This window comes from uncultured Marinococcus sp. (genome assembly GCF_947493875.1).
Taxonomy (GTDB): domain Bacteria; phylum Bacillota; class Bacilli; order Bacillales; family Marinococcaceae; genus Marinococcus.
In genome coordinates, this window is the sequence record NZ_CANLSU010000006.1 from 194,628 (window position 1) to 215,631 (window position 21,004).

Here is a 21,004-nt window from a genome sequence, read left to right on the forward strand (position 1 = left end):
TAGACCTATGATTTACATCCTCAAAGCAGGGCGCCGCGCTTAAGTTTTATTGGTGCTGGCAGACTTCTAGGCTATTTCAATAATCTCGACTTCAATGTCCCCGCCTGGTGTTGAAACCGTTACCTGTTCACCAATCTGGCGTCCAAGCAGGCTCTGGGCCATCGGCGAATCGTTGGATATTTTTCCTTCAAGCGGATCAGACTCTGCGCTTCCGACGATCGTATAGCTTTCTTCATCACCGTTTGGCAGTTCTTTAAACCGTACTGACTTTCCGAGCGACACCACGGAGTTATTACTTGTGTCTTCTTCAATGATGGCAGCATTTTTCAGCATCTGTTCAATCTGGCTTACTCGTCCTTCGACAAAGGCCTGCTCATCTTTGGCAGCATCGTACTCCGAATTCTCGGACAAATCGCCAAAGCTTCTGGCAATTTTTATACGCTCTACGACTTCCTGCCGTCGCTCAGTTTTTAAATATTCCAATTCCTCTTCCAGCTTCTTTCTGCCTTCTTCTGTCATAAAATGCTGCTTTTCTTCTGGCATATTTTCACTCCTCTATTCAATATAAAAATGTATCATATTTTGGCTCACTTTTATAGTATTTTACGTTATACTACCGGGCGCTTCCGGAAGACGGGCGCTGACCGCCACCCCGTCACCAACCGGAAAAATGTTGGTGCGAAAGTCTTTTCTTTCCATCAGCCAGCGGTTGTACGCCCGTATTTTTTTCACCATCGGCTGTAATCGTCCAGGAATATCCGCTTCAGGGTCAGCGACCAAACCCCGGAACAATACGTTATCACTAATAATGATCCCTTCCGGGGCCAGCAGCTGCTCACACAATTGAAAATACTGCTGATACTGTCCTTTGGAAGCGTCTATAAATACTGCGTCAAATGCCGTTTTGTCTGCAAATTCCTCCTGCAGGTTTAAAGCATCTCCAAGGACAAATGTAGTCTGCTCCTCCCACGGGCTTTTAGCCCGGTAGTATGCTGCACGCCTGTAGCGTTCTTCGTCTTTTTCCACCGACACTATGGAGGTCCCGGGCAGGGCGGATGCCATCCGTAAAGCAGAATAACCGATTGCCGTGCCAATCTCCAGAACCGATACCGGCTTTTTTAATTGAAGAATTTCGATCATGAATTGCAGTGCCTCTTCGTCCATAACCGGTATACGGTCACGTTCTGCTTCTTTGATCATTTCATCAAACCACGGCGGCGGACCGATACCCAGCTCTTTCCGGTATTCATTAAAATGATTGTTTATGTCCGGCATTTTTTCGCCTGCTTTCCTGGCTATTGATTCTCCCATTCACTTTCATACTTTCTCTGGGTACGCATATGCTGCTCATACGTTTCGTTATAAATAACTTCCCCGTTCGGGCGGGCATAAAAATATAATGCCTCTGTATTTTCAGGGTTCAAAGCTGCCTCAATTGACTGTACTCCCGGACTTGCAATCGGCCCTGGCGGCAGGCCCCTGTTTCGGTATGTGTTGTACGGCGAAGTTACCTTCAGATCATTGAAGGAAGTACGAAGCCTGTGTTCGCCCAGAGCATATGCCACCGTAGGATCCATCTCAAGACGCATATTTTTTTCAAGCCGGTTTTCGATTACTCCGGCAATTGGCGCACGGTCCTCTGCCCGTGCCGCCTCCCGTTCTACAATGGAAGCGATGGTCCATATTTCACGGGCGGTCCAGGGACTGTTGGTGATTTGATTTGAAAATTCTACCATAGTTTCATTTGTTCGTTCAATCATATCCTTTAATACTGCCTCAGGATCCGGGGACTCACCGTAGTATTCATACGTCTGTGGGGCTAAATAACCCTCTAGTGTATAGCGCACGCCATTTTCGTTTTTGGCTTCCCGGATAAATGAATAGGATTCACTTAAAGAACGAATGAACGCTTCATCTGTGGCTGTTTCCAAAAACTTTTCTTCTGAAAAATCAGCGTTCTTCGCACTGAGTCGTGCTATCTGCTCCAAAGACCTTCCCTCCGGAATAGTGATGGAGGCAACCGGTTCCTGTGCCTGCTGCCCGGCTTCAAGCGTACGGGCAATTTCCCCGGCACTCATCGAAGCAGATAATCGGTATGTACCGGCTTTCAGGCTGTCCGGCCGTAAGTAACTGAAATATTGAAAAACACTGGCATTTTTGATCAGCTGCTGCTTTTCCAGCTTCTCAGCTGCTGCTTCCGTGGAAGCGCCCTGTTCAATAACGACAGTCTGTTTTTCCCTGTTATTTTCTGCTGCCGGAAAAAGCATATACAGCACATATATGAGAGCTGCCGCGACACTCATCAGAAATATAGTCCCCAGGAAATAAAATGCCGCCTTCCGTTTTTTCTTAGTAGAGCTGCGGCGCCCGGAGTGTGAATATATGAGCGTTTTCATGAATGGATGTTCTCCTCTTAACCTGCGGGCTCAGCTGCACGGCAGGCATAATGATAAAGAAAAACACCGGAAGAAGATCCGGTGTGCTTCCTTTACGGTTAGAACAAGTTCTACTCCATTTCGTTAGCACTGTAAGTGTTCACCATTTCTTCGACCATTTCCCATTCTTCGTCAGACTCGATTGGGAAAAGGTTTATATCGGACTCGTCCCCTTCGCCTTCTTCCTCGTAGCGGAAAGCAAAAACCTCCACTTCGTCATTGTCGGCTTCGCTTGACGGAACCACTACAATGTAGGACTGCTCGCTCTCATCTGCGTCAAATGTAAACAGGATGTCAAATAAATGTTCATTGCCGTCCTCATCGGGTATGACAATTCTTTCTTTTTCTTCTTCTTCGGCCATTTTATTTCACCTCTTTACTATAAGTTTGATTGATGATCCAAATAACTCTGCAGAATCATCACAGCTGCCATTTTATCCACAACTTTTTTTCGCTTTTTTCTGCTGACATCTGCTTGTAATAGTGTGCGTTCTGCCGCCTTCGTTGTCAATCGCTCATCATACATGGCCACCGGCAGCGAGGAAAATTCTTCAAGGTTTTCTGCGAATGCCTGACACTCTTTTCCCCTGCCCCCAATCGTGCCATCCATATTTTTGGGAAGGCCGACCACAAGCTGCTCGATTTCATTTTCTTTAACCAGTTCAAGAATACGGGGAAAGGCTTCGTCCGGCTCAGTCGTTTTTAAATGAATCGTTTCTATACCCTGGGCCGTCCAGCCCAGCGCATCGGAGATGGCGATCCCGATTCTTTTCTTTCCGACATCAATGCCAAGCGCCCTTTTCACAAAGATGACTGGTGGTCCTTCAGATAGTGTCGCATTAATTCTTCAATTAATTCATCCCGCTCGAGCTGGCGGATGATCGTTCTTGCTTCTTTATGACGGGGAATATATGCTGGATCGCCTGAAAGCAAATATCCCACAATTTGATTAATTGGATTATACCCTTTTTCTTCAAGCGCTTCATACACACTGAGCAGCACTTCTTCGGCCTTTGGATCGGAAGAATCTTCCTTTCGGTTAAAACGTACGGTCCGGTCGTTCGTATCCAATTCCTCCACCTCCTCAGATGACTTTTCACGAAATGTCATTTCATAAAAAGCAGAAGGGAGGAGAAGCTCCCTTCCTATACTGTGGTAACTAATACGATTACTGTATAGACGATTATATTGTACATTAGATAGGGGCACTTAGGAAAGGGTTAAGATAAAGTTCTTCGCTTCTTCCAATGCTTCTGTAAGCTTTTCAGGCTGTTTTCCTCCTGCCTGAGCCATATCCGGGCGGCCGCCTCCGCCGCCTCCGCAAACTTCCGCTGCTTTTTTCACAATATCCCCTGCTTTGTACCGTTCAGTCAGATCTTTAGTTACTCCGGCAATAAGCTGTACTTTTTCCCCCTCCGATGTTCCAAGCACGACAATACCGCTTCCAAGCTTTTGCTTGAGTTCATCTACGGTCTGCCGCAGCGTATCTTTATCTGCTCCTGGAAGCTCTTTGGCAATAACCGGAATGCCGTTTATTTCCTCTGCCGCGTCTGCAAGATCCCCGGCTTCGAGATTACTCAGCTTCTGCGACAGCGATTCATTTTCTTTTTGGAGACTTCTAATCTGCTCCTGCAGAGCTTCTGCACGCTGCGGGATATCGTCAATGGCACGGGAGCGGACGATGCTGCCTGTTTCTTCAAGCAGCTGCATTCTGCTTTCAAAGTATTCATACGCGTACTGGCCGGTAACAGCTTCTATTCGGCGGGTCCCGGCACCAATTCCGGATTCTCCTGTAATCTTGAACACTCCGACTTCGGAGGTGCTGCCGACATGGCAGCCGCCGCACAGTTCAATACTGTAGTCGCCGATCTGCACTACGCGAACTCTTTCCCCGTATTTTTCCCCAAACAACGCAGTGGCGCCCATCTGCTTCGCTTCATTGATTCCTTTTTCTTCAATCAGAACCGACACATTGTCCCACACTTTTTCGTTTACAAGATATTCGATCCGCTTTATTTCCTCTGCAGTGACCTGCCCAAAATGGGAAAAGTCAAAACGGAGGCGGTTATCTGTCACAATCGATCCTGCCTGGTTAACGTGCTCCCCGAGCACATCCTTAAGGGCCTGGTGCAGCAAATGGGTCGCCGTGTGGTTTTTAATAATGCTTCTTCTCGTATTTTCTTCGATGGATGCCCGTACATGCATCCCTTTACGGAGCGATCCTTTTTCAATTCGTACCGTATGAAGATTTTGGCCGTTCGGAGCTTTCTGCACATCTTCCACTATCGCTTCCATCCCTGCGGCTTCATTTACGATCGTGCCGCGGTCTGCCACCTGGCCGCCGCTTTCTGCATAAAACGGGGTTTTTTCCAGAATGAGCTGCACCTGCTCTCCGGCTCCGACTGTATCTACGAGTTCTTTATTGTGAATCAGCGTCTGAACGCTTGTCTCCACGTCAAAATGCTCGTAGCCGACGAAGATACTCTCTGTATCAATATCTGTCAAAAGCGACTCCTGAGTCTGCATCGAACCGCTGTCTTTTCTAGCCGCACGTGCCCGGCTCCGCTGGGCTTCCATTTCCACTTCGAATTCTTCATTGTCCACCGCGAACCCTTCGTCTACTACGTATTCTGCCGTTAAGTCAGGCGGGAATCCATACGTATCGTACAGGCGGAAAACATCTTTACCGGAAATGACTGTTTCTCCTTTGTTTCGGGCTCTTTCTGTTACCTGTCGCAGCATTTTCAGCCCATCGGTCAGCGTCTCATGAAAACGTTCTTCTTCAGTTTTCACTACACGTTCAATAAAGGATTGCTTTTCACGAACCTCCGGATAATAATCTTCCATGATTTCGCCCACAATGCCTACAAGCCTGTGCATGAACGGCTCCTCCTGCCCGAGCCAGCCGGCGTAACGCACCGCACGGCGGAGCAGACGGCGCAGAATGTAACCGCGCCCTTCATTGGACGGAAGGGCCCCGTCCCCGATGGAGAAGCTGACTGTCCGGACATGATCGGCAATCAGGCGAAAAGCAATATCCTGCTCTTCATTTTCTCCATACGTTCTTCCGGATACCTCTTCTACCTTTCGGATGATCGGCCGGAAAAGATCGGTATCAAAATTTGTTGGTACGTCCTGAACGAGGGTCACGAGCCGTTCAAGCCCCATGCCGGTATCAATGTTTTTCTTTGGCAGCGGAGTGTACGTATCATCGGCGTTATGATTAAACTGCGAAAATACGAGATTCCACACCTCTAAATAACGCTCGTTCTCTCCTCCAGGGTACAGCTCCGGATCCCGGGGGTCATTTCCCCAACTGTCTCCGCGGTCATAAAAGATTTCCGTGTTCGGCCCGCTTGGCCCCTGGCCGATATCCCAGAAGTTTTCTTCGAGACGGATGACCCGTTCTTCCGGAAGGCCGATAATCTCTCTCCAGTACTGGTACGCTTCGTCATCCTCCGGATGAACGGTAACCGACAGCCGATTTTCATCAAAGCCTATCCAGCGCTCCGAAGTTAAAAATTCCCACGCCCATTCGATGGCTTCTTTTTTAAAATAATCGCCAATCGAGAAATTGCCGAGCATTTCAAAAAAGGTGTGGTGGCGCGTCGTTCTTCCAACGTTTTCAATATCGTTTGTCCGGATGGATTTCTGCGCATTCGCAAGCCGCGGATTTTCAGGAATCACCCGTCCATCGAAATATTTTTTCATCGTAGCGACCCCGCTGTTGATCCATAAAAGCGTCGGATCCTCATGCGGAACGAGCGAGGCGCTCGGCTCAATGGTATGTCCTTTTTCCTCAAAAAAGTCCAAAAAGCGCCGCCGGACTTCAGTAGATGTTAATGCTGGCATTATTGATCAGCCTCCCGTGAGTTTTTCATTTTTGTTTAAATTACATTAAAAAACCCGCCCCTGAAAACAGGGACGAGTGTGCTCGCGTTACCACCCTGGTTGCCGCATATAAAAACGGCCAACTCAGCATCCGTAACGTGGATCATCCGACAGGGTTTGCCTGCACTCCGGAGCAGCGTTCGGGCGGGTTATTCTCCGGCAGTTTCAGCCGCTGCTGCCGGTCTCTGTGAGAATATATCCGCCGTACTCATTCCATCACTGTTTTTATTATTCTGTTTCAGTTATATCGGAAACCGTATTTTCTGTCAAGCCTGCTCATCCGGATCCTCTTCCCGGTTCTTCAGGCGTTCCCGAAGATACGAATAACGTTCATTTTTTGACTCCTGCTTTACCGCATACATAAATGCTTCCTTTTCCCCGCAGAGAATTAAATAGTCCTTTGCCCGTGTTATCGCTGTATACAACAAATTACGGCGCAGCATCCGCCGGTAGGACATCAGCATCGGGACGACCACGATGGGAAATTCGCTTCCCTGCGCCTTATGAATAGAAGTACAGTAGGCAAGAGTTATTTGTTTAAGGTCCTGGCGTGTGTAGTTGACTTCCTTTTCATCAAAGGAAAAAACAATCTGCATTTCTTTATCAACAGTTTCTTTTGCTTCAAAGACAGTTTCGAGCACGCCTTTATCTCCGTTATATATCCCTTCTTCACCGTTATTTACGAGTTGTAGAACGATATCATCCTTCTGGTAAACAGCGTCGCCGAAGGTTACACTCCGCTTTTTAGGCGTCCGGGGATTAAACATTTCCTGCAGCCGTTCATTTAAGGCGTGGATCCCTGCCTCCCCGCGGTACATCGGGGCAAGCACCTGAATATCCATCGGATCGTAGCCCTTGCGAATGGCGCCGGCACACGTTTTCTCCACCACATCGGCCACCTGGCCTTTCGTGCACGGAAAAAACCGTCGGTCTTCAAACGGCTGTTCAAAATCGTCCGGTAGCCCCCCTTCCTTCATCGCGTGGGCCAGCTCTACAATCGACGACTGATTGGTCTGCCTGTACACCACCGATAAGCTCACGGTCGGTATAGTACCGGCTTCAAGCAGATCTCCAAGCACCTGGCCCGGTCCTACCGAAGGGAGCTGGTCCTCATCGCCCACAAACACGACCTTCATTCCCTTCGGGACCGCCCGTATCAGCTGATTGGCAAGCCACATGTCCACCATGGACACTTCGTCGACAATCAGCAGTTCCCCTTCGAGAGGTTCGTACTCATCCTTCTCAAACAGCTCGTTCTCTCCTTCCCCGCTAAACCCGAGCAGCTTATGAATCGTCACTGCCCGCAGGCCGGTGGACTCCTTCATCCGTTTCGCCGCCCGGCCGGTCGGCGCAGCAAGCAATACAGGGAAGGGCTTCTTGCCTGAATATTCGGAAGGATCCAGCGAAACATCATACAGCGACGCGTATACTTCCACGATGGCCCGGATGATCGTAGTCTTACCGGTTCCCGGCCCGCCGGTAAGAAGCATTACCGGCTCTTCCATAGCCGTATGGATCGCTTCTTTCTGCTGCTCGGCATACTCAATATCGAATTTTTCTTCCACTTCTCCGAGAGCCTGCAGCAGATCTGCCTGGGAATGTTCTTTTTCTTCTGCTTCCTCCTGCAGCTTATGCACCCTGCCTGCAAACCCTTTTTCCGCAAAATACAAAGAGGCAATATACACACGATCATCGTCAATCTGCACCCGTTCTTCGTTTACAAGCTCCTGCAGAACAAGCTTCAGCTCCTGCTGATCAATAGTAACGGCGGGGTCTGCGAGCAGCTGCTCCGCGCTGTCAAGCAGCTGCTGCTTCGGAATATACACATGCCCGTCCTGCATCGTCCGTTCATACAGTTCAAACAGCACTCCCGCCTTCAGACGGCTTGGGTCATTTTTTTGGATGCCGGTATTTTCCCCGAGCCGGTCCGCTTTTGTAAACCCGACCCCGTCCACGTCCCAGACGAGCTGATAGGGATCATGCCGAATAATATCGAGCGTCCGCTCGCGGTATTGATTGTATATTTTTACGCCAAGATCGGTACCGAAGCCGTAGCGTACAAGAAGGGTCATGGCATGCTCCATGCCTTGATTTTCGAGCATAGCCGTGCGGATTTGTTTGCGCTTTTCTTCATTTAGGCCTGGAATTTTTTCAAGCGCTTCCGGACGCTCAAGCACTTCATCAATCACTTTTGCCCCAAAGCGATCGACCAGTTTTTCTGCTGTTTTTGGCCCGATATACGGGAACCGGTCGCTCGATAAGTAGTCAATTAACGCTGATCGTTCGGTCGGTATTTCCTTTTGATAAGAAATGACCTGATACTGGGTTCCAAACCGCGGATGCTGTTTAATCTCGCCGTTAAAGCGGTACCGTTCATTTGCCTCCACCGTCGGAAGAATGCCAACAATGGTCGTTGTGCTTTCATCAAAGGAGGGTATCGATTCTTTAATTTTCACTTTCGCTACGGTGTAGCCGTTTTCTTCATTCCGGAATATAACGTGCTGCACCGTGCCGAGGACGTAGGGTTCGAGCAGTTCCTGTTCATCGTGTCCGTTCTCCATAGCACAACCTCACTTTTCGCTGAGCAGCTGCTGAACCTGCTGTCTGCCGTTTTCTGCCAGTGCATGTTCAGGCTCTGCTTCAAGTGCTTTCTCGAAGAACCTGAGTGCTTCTTCCGCCCGTTCATTAAACAGAGCAGCCACTCCCAGATTGTAATGGGCATCGGCATGGTCCGGGTCCTGCTCCACCACTTTTTTAAATTCTGGTTCAGCCTGATCAACCTCCTCCTGCTGGGCGAGCGACAGTGCATAGTAATATCTGGCTTCGGCGTCTGATTCATCGAGCTCCACGGAGCGCTTGAAATTAGCAATAGCATACGGAAGACGGTCGGACTGCAGGTAGCTCAGTCCGAGCATAAAAAACAGACTCGAGTCTTCAAGCCCCTGCTGCTGGGCTCCTTTATACATCGTAATGGCCTCGGCGTACTCCTCCCGGTTATATAGTACATTACCAGCCCCGTAATAGGCTGTTGCAGCCGTTTCATCTATTTGCAGTGCCTTGGTGAAAAAACGGATGGCTTTGTCGTCTTCCCCCGCTTCGGCAAGCAGATTACCAAAGTTTATGTACGCGACAGGATCATTTGGCTCCGATTCCATCTGCTCGTTCAAAAGCCTTGCTGCTTCTTCAAACTCCCCGTTTTGTAAGTGCTCCATTGCCTGCTGATTTTTATCCATACTATCATCCTTTTCAAGTCTTCTTACTGTATTATTTCACGATCCGGGGTGATTGAAAAGCCTCCCCGGCACACTGAATAAACCAAGAAAAAGGAAAACGTTACGTTGCAACGCTTTCCTTCATCATCGCCTCTTCTATTGTTGCGCCTCCAAGGCACACATCGCCGTCGTAAAAGACAACAGCCTGTCCCGGAGTCACTGCCCGCTGCGGTTCATCAAACTCTACGAGCAGTTCTCCATTTGTTTTCTGATGCACGGTAACGCCCTGGTCCTTCTGACGGTACCGGAATTTCGCGGTGCATGAAAACGGAAAGGACTCCGGTTCATGAATCCAGTTAGGCTCAGAGGCAGTCAGCTGCTCCGAATACAATCGACTGTGGTTGCCGCCCTGCCCGACAATCAGAACATTTCGTTCCATGTCTTTGTCCACAACAAACCACGGTTCGCCGGACCCTCCGATGCCAAGCCCCTGGCGCTGGCCGAGCGTGTAGTACATCAGCCCGTCGTGGCGGCCCTTCTCTTCTCCTTCAGGACTCTCCATGATGCCCGGCTGTGCGGGAAGATACTCCTGCAGGAAATCCTTGAAGTTCCTCTCTCCTATAAAGCATATTCCTGTGCTGTCTTTTTTTCCAGCGGTTTCAAGGTCCCGTTCCTCCGCCATTTTCCGGACCTCGGATTTATCATACTCTCCGAGTGGAAACAGCACACGGCTCAGCTGTTCTTCGCTTAACTGGTTTAAAAAATACGTCTGGTCCTTGTTGTTATCCACTCCGCGCAGGAGGTACGTCCCGTTTTCGGTATGGTTGACGCGTGCATAGTGCCCGGTCGCGACGTAGTCTGCCCCGAGATTAAACGCGTGGTCAATAAACGCACGAAATTTTATTTCTTTATTGCACATCACGTCAGGATTCGGCGTGCGGCCGGCTTTGTATTCCTCCAGAAAGTACGTAAAGACGCGGTCCCAGTATTCCTTTTCGAAATTTACGGCGTAGTAGGGAATATCCAGTTGGTTGCATACCGCAATGACGTCCTCGTAGTCTTCAGTAGCCGTACACATTCCGGACTCATCTGTGTCGTCCCAGTTTTTCATGAAAATACCGATCACTTCATAGCCCTGCTCTTTTAATAGAGCGGCCGTAACGGAAGAGTCCACTCCCCCGGACATCCCCACAACAATCCGTGTATCTGCATTGGTCATTTCAGAGCCTCCTTTTCCTTCATTTTCCGGCTTATTTTCGCTGCCGCCTGGGCAGCGGTTTTCATTTCTTCTACAGTGTTTCCGTACCCAAAGCTGAATCGGACGGATTCATAGATACGTTCGTCTTTTCCGTACATTGCTTCAAGCACGTGAGATGGCTCTACAGTTCCGGCGGTGCATGCCGATCCGCTTGAGACGGACACGCCTTCCATATCCATCTGCACAAGAAATGCTTCAAGCTGAATACCGGGGAAATATACGTTTAGAATATGCGGACTTTTTTCTGCTTCCCGGCCGTTGATCTGATACAGGCTCCCGCTACGGTCAAGTTCGGCTAAAAAAGCCTCCCTGAGCGATTCAAGCTCCTGCCGGCGTTTCTCCATACTGTTCATCTGCAGCTCAACGGCACTGGCAAAGCCCTCGACAGCGGCCACGTTTTCCGTGCCTGCCCGGCGTCTTCTTTCCTGTTCTCCGCCTGTTAATTCCGGGCGAATTTTTGCACCCTGACGCACGAATAAACACCCAGCTCCTGCTGGACCGTTGATTTTATGGGCCGTCATAGTAGCCATTGTCACCGGTGTTTCTTTTACGTTGACCGGCAGCAGTCCATAGGACTGCACCATATCGGTATGAAAAGCAATTCCTTTTTCCGCAAGCCTTCCGGCTGCTTCATGGACAGGCTGCACCACTCCTGTTTCATTGTTTACATGCATTAATGAAACAAGTATCGTCTCCGCAGTTACTGCTTCCATAATTTTTTGCACCGGCACCACACCCTGTTCATCAGGGCGGACGTACGTGACCTGAAAGCCTTCTCTCTCAAGCGCCTGGGCTGTGTGCAAAACAGCATGGTGCTCGATGGCACTTGTCACTAGATGCTTTCCTTTTTCCTGATTCGCGTGCATAAAGCCGCGGAGGGCCAGATTGTTGCTTTCTGTACCTCCACTCGTCCATACGATTTCTTTCGGACTTGCATTTATGGATGAGGCCACTTTGCGCCGGGCCCCGTCAAGTCTTTTCCTGGCCATCCGCCCATACTCATGTACACTCGAAGGGTTTCCGGCCGGCTCTTTCATAGACTCGATCATCGTTTCAGCCACTTCTGGATGAAGCGGCGTTGTGGCTGCGTGATCTGCATATATCGCAGGCATATTCTTCTCCTCCTAATGGAGTTATTTCATATAATCGTGATAACATTATTTTTTACATTAACAAATAGGAGATTTTTTGTCTATTTCCTTGCCTGTGCTTTCATTTCCCGTGTAATATATATTTTGTTTCCTATTATTTTATGAAAGTGCGGGATGTGTGAGTGAAAAATGTTTGGATGCTCCGGCCTTTACCTAACGGCACCAACCAGCTGCATAATTTTCTGGAATATGACTTTATCGCTATTGGATATCCTATCGGCAAATCCTTGAACGGGCTCAGCTACGAAAAGGTCAAAAAAGAACTGGCCCGCTTTGATATGGATGAAGGTGCCACCAACGTGTACAATTTTATTTCCCAGATGAAACTGGACGACCTTGTGATTGTTCCGGACGACAACAACCGTGACGTTTATTTCTGCACGGTTACCTCACAGTATATTTATGTACCAAACGTTGATAATCAGAAAAAGGGGCTCGGCTATCCCCATCAGAAGACCGTCAGCTGGTTTTTTAATAAAGAACCGCTCAACCGTAATGATTTCAGTAAAGAGCTGCAGGCCTCCCTGCGCTCGCCAAAAACTATTACTGACTTAACCCATCACCTGGACGTGCTGAATGAAATCATCTTTGATGTAGCGTTTATCAGTGGCGGCGTGCTGAAGGGCAAAGCGATTGAAACGGTCAGAGAGCTGCTTGAAGAGCATCAAACAGTCGACACGAGGCTCCGGGCAGCCGAGCTTGCACTTAAATATGATCTTTAACCCCGGCGCAAGCATTTTATTTTGCAATGAAGACCATGTGATAACATTTTGTGAAAAATACCATTATAAAAATCTCCATGCCCTTATGCAGCATGGAGATTTCGCATATATGCGCCCGAGCTTCAGAGCTTAGATGTAAAACATATAATTTTCCTGTTCTTCGTCACCCTGATACTCCGCCAGATAATCAAGGGTAGTACTATCGAGTACATCCTTCACGGCATCCCGGATTTTCAGCCACAAGTCCCGTTTAGCCGGCTCTTCGTCATCGAGGACTTCGACCGGGCTGATCGGGCCTTCAAGGACACGGATAATATCTCCCGCTGTAATGTCAGCCGGTTCTTTGGAAAGCATATAGCCGCCGTAGGCCCCCCTTACGCTTTTCACGAGGCTTGCGTTTCGAAGCGGAGCAATCAGCTGCTCCAAATAATGCTCGGAAAGGTTATGGTCCCGTGCAATTGATTTTAAGGACGTGGGGCCGCTTCCATGCTTTCTCGCGAGCGCCATCATAATCGTCAATCCGTATCTGCCTTTAGTTGAAATTTTCAATGCCGTCATCCCTTCCTGTCAGGCCTGTCATTACCTGTTACGTCTTCATTGATCCCGCTGATTGATTAGTTGCTTTGTCACCTGGCTGCCCTTTTCTAATGCTGATAAAAACAGTTGGAATTAATGCTAGTATATCATACCTGCAGTACGCTGTTCATCCTCATAAATGAGAAAACATGATACAATTTCAACGTGAAACGTATATGAAAGGAGAAACTCCATGTCATCCAAACAGCCTCTTGCCTACCGGATGCGTCCTGGCTCTATCGAAGAAGTCGCCGGCCAGGAGCATATTCTCGGGGAAGGCAAAATGATTGCGCGTATGGTGGAAACAAAAAAGCTTTCCTCCATGATTTTGTATGGTCCCCCCGGCACTGGAAAAACATCGATTGCTTCTGCCATCGCAGGAAGTACAGACATTGCCTTTAAAAAAATGAACGCCGTTATGAACAATAAAAAAGACATGGAACTCGCCGTTCAGGAAGCCAAAATGTCCGATCAGCTTATTGTCATTATGGATGAAGTGCACCGGCTCGATAAAACGAAACAGGATTTTCTGCTTCCCTACCTTGAGAGCGGGCTGATCATTATGATTGGCGCTACTACTGCCAATCCCTATCATGCTATTAACCCCGCGATACGCAGCCGCACACATATATTTGAGGTGCTGCCGCTTTCCATACCGGAAATGAAACAGCTGATCGAACGCAGCCTCCATGACCCGCAGAATGGGATGGGCACGTACCGGACGGAAATAACCGGGGAGGCACATACACATCTGGCCGAAGCGGGCGGAGGCGATGTGCGTGCTGCGCTTAATGCGCTTGAGCTTGCCGTACTAAGTACGACGCCGGATGACGACGGCATCATCCGCATTACTAAGAGTGTCGCTGAGGAATGCATTCAACAGAAGCGTTTCACTCATGATAAAGACGGTGATCACCATTACGATGTGCTCTCCGCCTTCCAAAAATCTATTCGGGGCAGTGATCCTGACGCCGCGCTGCATTACCTGGCCCGTTTAATTGAAGCAGGGGACTTAATCAGCATCGGCCGCCGGCTTATCGTCACCGCTTATGAGGATATCGGACTGGCAAATCCCCAGGCCGGCCCAAGAGCCCTGGCTGCTGTTGAAGCCGCCGAACGACTTGGCTTTCCGGAGGGAAGAATCCCGCTCGCAGATGCTGTCATTGAGCTCTGCCTGTCCCCTAAATCAAACAGCGCTTATAAAGCGCTTGACGCGGCCCGGGAGGCGATGCTCAAAGCAGGCACACCGTCCATCCCGTCCCACCTCCGGGATTCACATTATAAAGGGGCCGGAGCCCTCGGCCGGGGTAACGAGTATGAGTACCCGCACAACGACGAACGGGGGTGGGTTTCCCAGCAGTACCTGCCGGACAAGCTCAAAAACGAGCAGTACTACGAACCAAAAAGCAACAGCAAATTTGAAAAAGCCCTGGCGGACGTGTACCGCCAGATCAAACCAGCCAAGAAGAAAACGTAAGCCGCCGGCGATGCTGCCAGTGTCTGTCGAGACATTGTTTACGCAAAAAAGACGCCTTAAGTGAAGGCGCCTTTAATTTGCGTTTTGACTGTCACTGCTTATCGTTTCCCCGGCCAGCTGCGCCGGCAGACGCACATTGAATTCGGTTCCGCTGCCAGGAGTGGAATCCACCTCCAGCGTTCCCTTAAAATCCTCCACAATCTGAAACACCGTCATCAGCCCGAGACCGGTTCCATTTGATTTGGTGGTATAAAAAGGGTTTCCGATCTTCTGCAGCTGCTCTTCACTCATACCGCTTCCCGTATCCTTTATTTTCACTTCAAAATACGGTTCCCCGGTCCAGTGCATGGATGTTTCCACCCGCAGCACGCCTCCCTCCGGCATTGCCTCCAGGCCATTTTTGATCAGGTTCACAAACACCTGGGATAATTTCTTGCGATCCCCGATTATTTCCGGAAGATCACCAAAATTCGTGTAAATGAACGTTTTGTTTTTCACAGCCTGCTGACTGTACAATTCAAGCAGTTCCTCAAGCAGACTGTTCACCTGAATACCTTGTTCATCCCCGGAGCCGGTAGGTCTGGCAAGACCCAGCAAATCCTCCACAATGCTGTTCATCCGGTCAATTTCGTTAAGCACTAAATCGTAATGCTGAATGTCCTTTTCCTTCTTCGCCGACTGGCGGAACAGCTGCACAAATCCTTTTATGGTCGTGAGCGGATTCCTGATTTCATGCGCAAATCCTGCAGACAGCTGCCCGACCATTTTCAGCTTTTCGCTCCGGACAAGCTCATTTTCCATGTCCTTCTTTTCTGTAATATCGTTAAATATAAGTACAATGCCCTCAGAGGACTTCTGAGCATCCACGGGCGGAAGAATTGTCATATTCACCAGAAAGGTCCGGTTTTTTTCGTTGATTGGCACTTCGATTTCCTTCATCTCAAGCTGCATGTCGTTCAGGCGGTGTTCTTCTATTTCCCGGACGAAATTCCGGAAATCTTCAGATTTTTCCATTACCTGCTGCACGGAGTGACCAAGTGCGTCTTTCCGGTCGAGTCCAAACAGCTTTTCACACGTGGCATTAAACGTGGTGATATTCATAAGATCTCTGGAGACAGCTATTACTCCATTATCTGTCGTTTCCAGAATCATCGTGGACTGGCGGTGTCCCCGCTCCCGCTCTTCAAGCTGCTCTGACATATGGTTAAATGTATTAGTCAGCACATCCACTTCTTCGTAGGCATTCGTCTGCAGCGGAAATACCTTTTTGCCTATAGCAAAACGGCTTGTCGCTTCTGCAAGGCGCTCGACAGGATGCACAATGTATTTGGACAGCTTAAAAACGGCAAACACCGTAATAATTAAAACAACGCTGAAAACAAACAGGTAGCTGTAGACGAGCTGCCGGAGATTCGCATAAAATCCGCTTTTTGGCACTGTATAGCCTACGTACCATTCATTTGCCAGACTCCCTACGTTCTCCACCGGGGTGATTACGGAAACATCGTTTCCGTGCTCGATCAGCTGCTCCTCCTGCCCGGCGATCAGTTCCTCAATAGAATTCTCTTCCATCCCCTGCTCTTCAAGAAAGCTTTCCTCGAGCACGTAGCCCGAGTTGGGATAGGCAATGTATTCTCCTTCATTATTAACCACAAAGGCCTGGCCGGAAAAACGTTCATGCTCGCCCATTTTATTCAGGCGCTGCCAGAGCACCTCCCATAGCGCATTTTCATTAATGGAGGGAGAAATCACCGCTGTCACTCTGCCTGCATCATTTTCAACCGGTGCTGCCAGAGGAATGATCGGCTGCTTTAAAATGGGATCTATAAACGCTTCTTCAAGCGTTGGATTCCCCTCCCGTGCCTTCTGGTACCATACACGGTCGGAGACGTTTTTGCCTATCACTTCATCCCGGGTGGACGTAACAATATCTCCATTTGTATCTATGTAAACAATTCCCATATATAAATTTTCTGCTTCCACCATTTGCTCGAGTTCGTTTCGTATGTCGGAAGGCGCTGCGTTCTCATCCTGCAGCACAGGATTCATTGTCATCATGTCCAGGTCATTCATTCGTTCCGATAAAACGCTCTCCATCGTCAATGACAGATTATTGGAAAGCGAAAATAAAGAACCCTCAAGCTGGGATTCCATTTCTGAACGCTGCGATTCGAACAAAACCACACCAAAAATCAGCAGCGGAAGCGCTGTTATGATTAAGGTGATTACCAGAAGCTTAGAGCGGAGTTTTCTCAATGTATGTTCACCTGCGTTTCTCTTACTGCCGTGACGATTCACCCGTTTCCCCGGATTTATGTAAAAAACCTCCGGTGCACTGTTCACGCGCCGGAGGATTCATAACAATTTGGATAAAACAGGAAGAGTCCCAATGTGCCGTCAAACGAACTTGTTTTTGAACCTGCTCATGGCAGGTGGGTGCCTTGCTTGTTCGTTCATACTTCCTCAAGCATTGAGGCTTGTACTCCAGAACAAGACGACAGGCTCCCAATGTGAAAGTGTTGGCTCAAAACGATCAGTGCTTCACGAACACCTCAGGACTCTTCACATTGTTTGATTATATATTAGCACTTTCGTATAATTCGGTCAAGAACGTTACTACAACATTCCAAGGTGCACAGAGCCTTAAAAGGAGCAGATGATGACAGAAACACTAGCCAGGCTTAATGCAACGTATACGGAACAGGTAATTGAGGATTTCCAGAAAAAACGGGTTCCTGTGGAAGTCCCTCTTTGTTTAAAAGAAGATCACATCGCCTACGGCCATGATCAAAAGATCTCGTATCCTCTCAAGGAAGTGCTCGACGTTTCCTACCGCTATGAACCTGGAAAAATAGGGTTTCTTTATATTCATACGATCCAGGGCATCCGTACCTTTCAGATCAACTCAGACCCCGGTCGGTTTGTCGATCAGTTTCATCAGCTTGACCATTTATAGCTTTTTATTCGTCTTCATCCTCTTTTTCAAACACATCGAGCTTAAGATGCAGTTCATCAAGCTGTCTGCTGCTTACTTTCCCAGGCGCCTGCGTTAATGGATCGGTGGCACTCGCCGTTTTCGGGAAGGCGATCGTATCTCTCAGGTTATTTCTGCCTGCGAGGATCATCACGATCCGGTCAAGACCAAACGCGATGCCGCCGTGTGGCGGTGCCCCGTAATCAAAGGCCTCCATAAGAAAATCGAACTGTTCCTTCGCCTCTTCCTTATTAAACCCAAGTGCTGTAAACATTCTTTCCTGAAGATCTTTTTCATAAATACGCTGCGATCCTCCGCCAATTTCATAGCCATTCAACACGAGGTCGTACGCCTCTGCTCTGATATCTTCCGGATTTGTTTCAAGCAGGTGGGCGTCTTCCTCCACCGGCCGTGTAAATGGGTGGTGCATCGCTACATACCGGTCATCGTCCTTGTTATACTCCATCAGCGGAAATTCTGTAACCCACAGGAAATTAAACGTGCTGCGGTCAATCATGTCGAGCTCTTTTCCGAATTTCAGGCGCAGGGCGCCAAGAGAATCCCAGACCACCTGATGGCTGTCTGCTCCAAAGAACAGCAGATCCTCTGCTTCTGCTCCCATCGCTTCGCGGAGCGCTGCTGTTTCCTCATCGTTTAAGAACTTCGCGACCGGACCTTTGAGTTCATTTTCCTCTACCTTCAGCCAGGCAAGCCCTTTCGCTCCGTAAGCAGCCACAAATTCTGCCAGATCGTCAATTTCCTTCCGCGACATCTGGTTAGCCACGCCTTTGACATTCAGTCCTTTAATGATGCCTCCTGAGGCCGCAGCGTTTTTGAATACTTTAAAATCACTGTCCTTTAAAACCTCGGTCAGCTCCACGAGCTCCATGCCAAATCTGGTTTCGGGCTTGTCGGAGCCGTAGCGGTTCATCGCTTCATAATACGTCATACGGGGGAACGGTGTTTCAATGTCGACCCCGCGCGTTTCCTTCAACAGCCCGGCCATCATTGTTTCCATCATGGAGAAGAGGCCCTCTGTGTCCAGAAAGGCCGTCTCAATGTCCACCTGGGTGAATTCCGGCTGCCGGTCGGCCCGCAGGTCCTCATCCCGGAAGCAGCGAACAATCTGGTAATAACGCTCAAATCCCGAAACCATCAGAAGCTGTTTAAACAGCTGCGGGGACTGCGGCAGAGCATAAAACTCCCCGGGATGAACCCGGCTTGGCACCAGATAGTCTCTCGCTCCTTCAGGCGTGCTTTTGGTGAGCATCGGCGTTTCCATATCGAAAAAGTCACGGTCATCGAGAAAACGGCGGATAAACTTCGTTGTCTGGTGACGGAGCTTGAACGTCTCCTGCATATCCGGGCGCCGGAGATCAAGGTAGCGGTATCGGAGCCTTACGTCCTCAGATACATTAGTATCTGCTTCAATTTGAAACGGCAGCGGTTTTGAGGCATTCATAATTGAAAGCTTATCGACACGGACTTCCACCTTTCCGGTCGGAATTTTTTCATTGTACGTTTCTTCATCGCGCTGTACGACAATTCCTTCTACGTCAAGCACGTATTCGCTGCGAACCCTTTCCGCTGCATTCAGTGCTTCCTGGGACTGTTCCGGAGTCGCTACAACCTGTACGATCCCTGAACGGTCCCTGAGATCAATAAAGACCACCTGGCCTAAATCCCGGCGGGTCTGGGCCCATCCCTTCAATCTTACTTTTTCGCCTATCAGCGCCTCCTGAATCTCTCCGCAATGATGCGTCCGTCCTATCATTGTGCCTTCCTCCTTGTACGTTCCTGCATAGTAGTAATAAATGCCGACAGTGGCACTTCTTCCTGCTCGCCTGTCTCCATATTTTTAATGTTAACTGCTTCTGCTTCCAGCTCATCGTCACCGATAACGACGGTGAAGGTACTGTTTGTACGGTCTGCTGCTTTAAACTGGGCTTTTGTTTTACGGTCCATGTAATCCTTATCGGCTTTAACGCCTGCCCTCCGGAGCTCATGCACCAGGGAAACGGAGCGTTTTTTGGCTTCCTCCCCCATGGCAACAATATAGCAGTCCAGGTTTTTCTCTGCCGGAAGCTCAACGTTCTGAGTATTGAGTGCCATCAAAAGCCGCTCAATACTAAGCGCAAAGCCGATGCCAGGCGTGTCCGGGCCGCCAATATCCTCAATCAGCCCATTGTAGCGGCCGCCGCCCATAAGCGTTGTAATCGCGCCAAAGCCTTCTCCTTCAATCATAATTTCGAAGGCGGTATGCGTATAATAATCCAGCCCGCGTACAAGATTCGCATCCACCTCGTAAGGGATGCCCATTTCATCAAGCATTGTTTTAACCTGGTTAAAATATCTGCTTGACTCTTCATTTAAGTGATCCAGAATAGAAGGCGCATCCGCCATCAGCGGGTGGTCTTTATCCTTTTTGCAGTCGAGGATCCGAAGCGGGTTGGTGTGCAGGCGCTCCTGACAGTCACTGCAGAACTCTCCGATACGGGGCTCAAAATGAGAGACAAGCGCCGCGCGGTGAGCTATCCGGCTCTCCTTGTCCCCGAGGCTGTTCACAACCAGCTTAAGGCCCTTGAGATTCATTTCTTCATAAAACTGCATGGCAAGTCCGATAACCTCTGCGTCAATCGCAGGATCTGCGCTCCCAATCGCTTCCACGCCGAATTGGACAAACTGCCTCATGCGTCCGGACTGGGGGCGCTCATAGCGAAACATCGGTCCGGTGTAATACAGCTTCACCGGCTGACCGGCCCAGCCGTACATTTTGTTTTCCACATAGGAGCGCACGATGGATGCCGTATTTTCCGGACGGAGCGTGAGCTGCCTTCCGCCTTTGTCTTCGAACGTATACATTTCTTTTTGCACAATATCAGTGGAATCCCCCACTCCACGTGCAAACAGCTCGGTTTGTTCAAAAATAGGGGTTCTTATTTCACTGTAGTTGAACCGGCTGCAGATATCGTCTATTTTTTGTTCAATAAACTGCCACTTTTCCGATTCGCCCGGAAGTATATCCTGGGTACCTCTTGGAATTCGATAAGCCATGCTCGTTCCTCCCTTTATCTATTCAGTCATTCCACATAAAAAAACCGTCCCTCATGAACCATGAGGGACGGTTGATCCGCGTTGCCACCCTAATTGAAACGACACTCGTTTCCACTTCATACCTGTAACGAAGGCGGACGTTTATTCCTACCAGCTGCCCGGCAGCATTCGAAATAAAACCTACAAAGTGTCTTTCAACAGGGGAGAAAGAGAAGGACTTCCAGCCTCGGGTCCTTCTTCTCTGGCAGTCTGCC

General features: G+C 49.1%; 18 protein-coding genes, 1 other RNA gene and 1 other annotated feature (1 of these 20 running past the window's edge). Of the genes, 3 read left to right on the top strand and 16 right to left on the bottom strand.

Annotation, left to right across the window (positions count from 1 at the left end; all coding sequences use genetic code 11):
- Positions 1-66: 66 nt before the first annotated feature.
- From greA to Q0757_RS13050, 11 genes are all read right to left on the bottom strand, one after another.
- Positions 67-543, bottom strand: coding sequence for a transcription elongation factor GreA (gene greA / locus Q0757_RS13000; RefSeq protein WP_298788016.1), 477 nt, complete (start codon positions 541-543; stop codon positions 67-69).
- Between the two features lie 60 nt (positions 544-603).
- A complete protein-coding gene (locus Q0757_RS13005; RefSeq protein ID WP_298788018.1) occupies positions 604-1,311 on the bottom strand; it encodes an O-methyltransferase in 708 nt (235 codons plus the stop codon).
- Entirely contained in the window at positions 1,296-2,396 is a 1,101-nt protein-coding gene (gene mltG / locus Q0757_RS13010) for an endolytic transglycosylase MltG (protein WP_298788020.1), read from the bottom strand. The genes Q0757_RS13005 and mltG overlap by 16 nt, the downstream gene beginning before the upstream one ends.
- A gap of 110 nt (positions 2,397-2,506) precedes the next feature.
- The gene (locus tag Q0757_RS13015; RefSeq protein WP_091611995.1) at positions 2,507-2,797 is read right to left on the bottom strand and encodes a DUF1292 domain-containing protein; all 291 of its coding nucleotides are present in this window, start codon (positions 2,795-2,797) and stop codon (positions 2,507-2,509) included.
- A 17-nt stretch (positions 2,798-2,814) separates the two neighbouring features.
- A complete protein-coding gene (gene ruvX, locus Q0757_RS13020; protein ID WP_298788024.1) occupies positions 2,815-3,240 on the bottom strand; it encodes a Holliday junction resolvase RuvX in 426 nt (141 codons plus the stop codon).
- The gene (locus tag Q0757_RS13025) at positions 3,237-3,506 is read right to left on the bottom strand and encodes an IreB family regulatory phosphoprotein (RefSeq protein ID WP_298788196.1); all 270 of its coding nucleotides are present in this window, start codon (positions 3,504-3,506) and stop codon (positions 3,237-3,239) included. Before Q0757_RS13025 ends, ruvX begins: the two co-directional genes overlap by 4 nt.
- Positions 3,507-3,644: 138 nt before the next feature.
- Positions 3,645-6,287: an alanine--tRNA ligase gene (gene alaS, locus Q0757_RS13030; RefSeq protein WP_298788026.1), complete on the bottom strand. Its 2,643-nt coding sequence runs from the start codon at positions 6,285-6,287 to the stop codon at positions 3,645-3,647.
- A gap of 305 nt (positions 6,288-6,592) precedes the next feature.
- Positions 6,593-8,887 carry an ATP-dependent RecD-like DNA helicase gene (locus Q0757_RS13035; protein ID WP_298788028.1) on the bottom strand — a complete coding sequence of 765 codons (2,295 nt, stop codon included), beginning with the start codon at positions 8,885-8,887 and terminating at the stop codon, positions 6,593-6,595.
- A gap of 9 nt (positions 8,888-8,896) precedes the next feature.
- The gene (locus Q0757_RS13040; protein ID WP_298788030.1) at positions 8,897-9,559 is read right to left on the bottom strand and encodes a lipopolysaccharide assembly protein LapB; all 663 of its coding nucleotides are present in this window, start codon (positions 9,557-9,559) and stop codon (positions 8,897-8,899) included.
- A 100-nt stretch (positions 9,560-9,659) separates the two neighbouring features.
- Complete coding sequence (gene mnmA, locus Q0757_RS13045) at positions 9,660-10,757, bottom strand: tRNA 2-thiouridine(34) synthase MnmA (protein ID WP_298788034.1); 1,098 nt, start codon at positions 10,755-10,757, stop codon at positions 9,660-9,662.
- A complete protein-coding gene (locus tag Q0757_RS13050; RefSeq protein WP_298788036.1) occupies positions 10,754-11,908 on the bottom strand; it encodes a cysteine desulfurase family protein in 1,155 nt (384 codons plus the stop codon). Before Q0757_RS13050 ends, mnmA begins: the two co-directional genes overlap by 4 nt.
- A gap of 161 nt (positions 11,909-12,069) precedes the next feature.
- Between Q0757_RS13050 and Q0757_RS13055 the strand changes: the two genes are divergently transcribed.
- A complete protein-coding gene (locus Q0757_RS13055) occupies positions 12,070-12,669 on the top strand; it encodes a hypothetical protein (protein WP_298788038.1) in 600 nt (199 codons plus the stop codon).
- A gap of 129 nt (positions 12,670-12,798) precedes the next feature.
- On the opposite strand, the gene Q0757_RS13060 is transcribed toward Q0757_RS13055, so the two are convergent.
- Positions 12,799-13,218, bottom strand: coding sequence for a cysteine metabolism transcriptional regulator CymR (locus Q0757_RS13060; RefSeq protein ID WP_027847299.1), 420 nt, complete (start codon positions 13,216-13,218; stop codon positions 12,799-12,801).
- 220 nt (positions 13,219-13,438) lie between these two features.
- Here Q0757_RS13060 and Q0757_RS13065 point away from each other — a divergent pair, with 220 nt between their 5' ends.
- Complete coding sequence (locus Q0757_RS13065) at positions 13,439-14,722, top strand: replication-associated recombination protein A (protein WP_298788042.1); 1,284 nt, start codon at positions 13,439-13,441, stop codon at positions 14,720-14,722.
- A gap of 72 nt (positions 14,723-14,794) precedes the next feature.
- Here the strand turns inward: Q0757_RS13065 and Q0757_RS13070 are convergent, their stop codons facing one another.
- Positions 14,795-16,978 (bottom strand): ATP-binding protein, encoded by a 2,184-nt coding sequence (locus Q0757_RS13070; RefSeq protein ID WP_298788044.1) that lies wholly within the window; start codon positions 16,976-16,978, stop codon positions 14,795-14,797.
- A 123-nt stretch (positions 16,979-17,101) separates the two neighbouring features.
- Positions 17,102-17,284: non-coding RNA, 6S RNA (gene ssrS / locus Q0757_RS13075), on the bottom strand.
- Positions 17,285-17,381: 97 nt separating this feature from the next.
- Between ssrS and Q0757_RS13080 the strand changes: the two genes are divergently transcribed.
- Entirely contained in the window at positions 17,382-17,678 is a 297-nt protein-coding gene (locus Q0757_RS13080) for a hypothetical protein (protein WP_298788047.1), read from the top strand.
- Between the two features lie 4 nt (positions 17,679-17,682).
- On the opposite strand, the gene aspS is transcribed toward Q0757_RS13080, so the two are convergent.
- Together aspS and hisS are read right to left on the bottom strand one after the other, a co-directional pair.
- On the bottom strand, positions 17,683-19,470 hold the full coding sequence (gene aspS, locus Q0757_RS13085) for an aspartate--tRNA ligase (RefSeq protein WP_298788049.1): 1,788 nt from the start codon (positions 19,468-19,470) through the stop codon (positions 17,683-17,685).
- Complete coding sequence (gene hisS, locus Q0757_RS13090) at positions 19,467-20,750, bottom strand: histidine--tRNA ligase (protein WP_298788051.1); 1,284 nt, start codon at positions 20,748-20,750, stop codon at positions 19,467-19,469. Before hisS ends, aspS begins: the two co-directional genes overlap by 4 nt.
- Before the next feature lie 60 nt (positions 20,751-20,810).
- Positions 20,811-21,004 (bottom strand) — a binding site (T-box leader) (it continues 32 nt past the right edge of the window).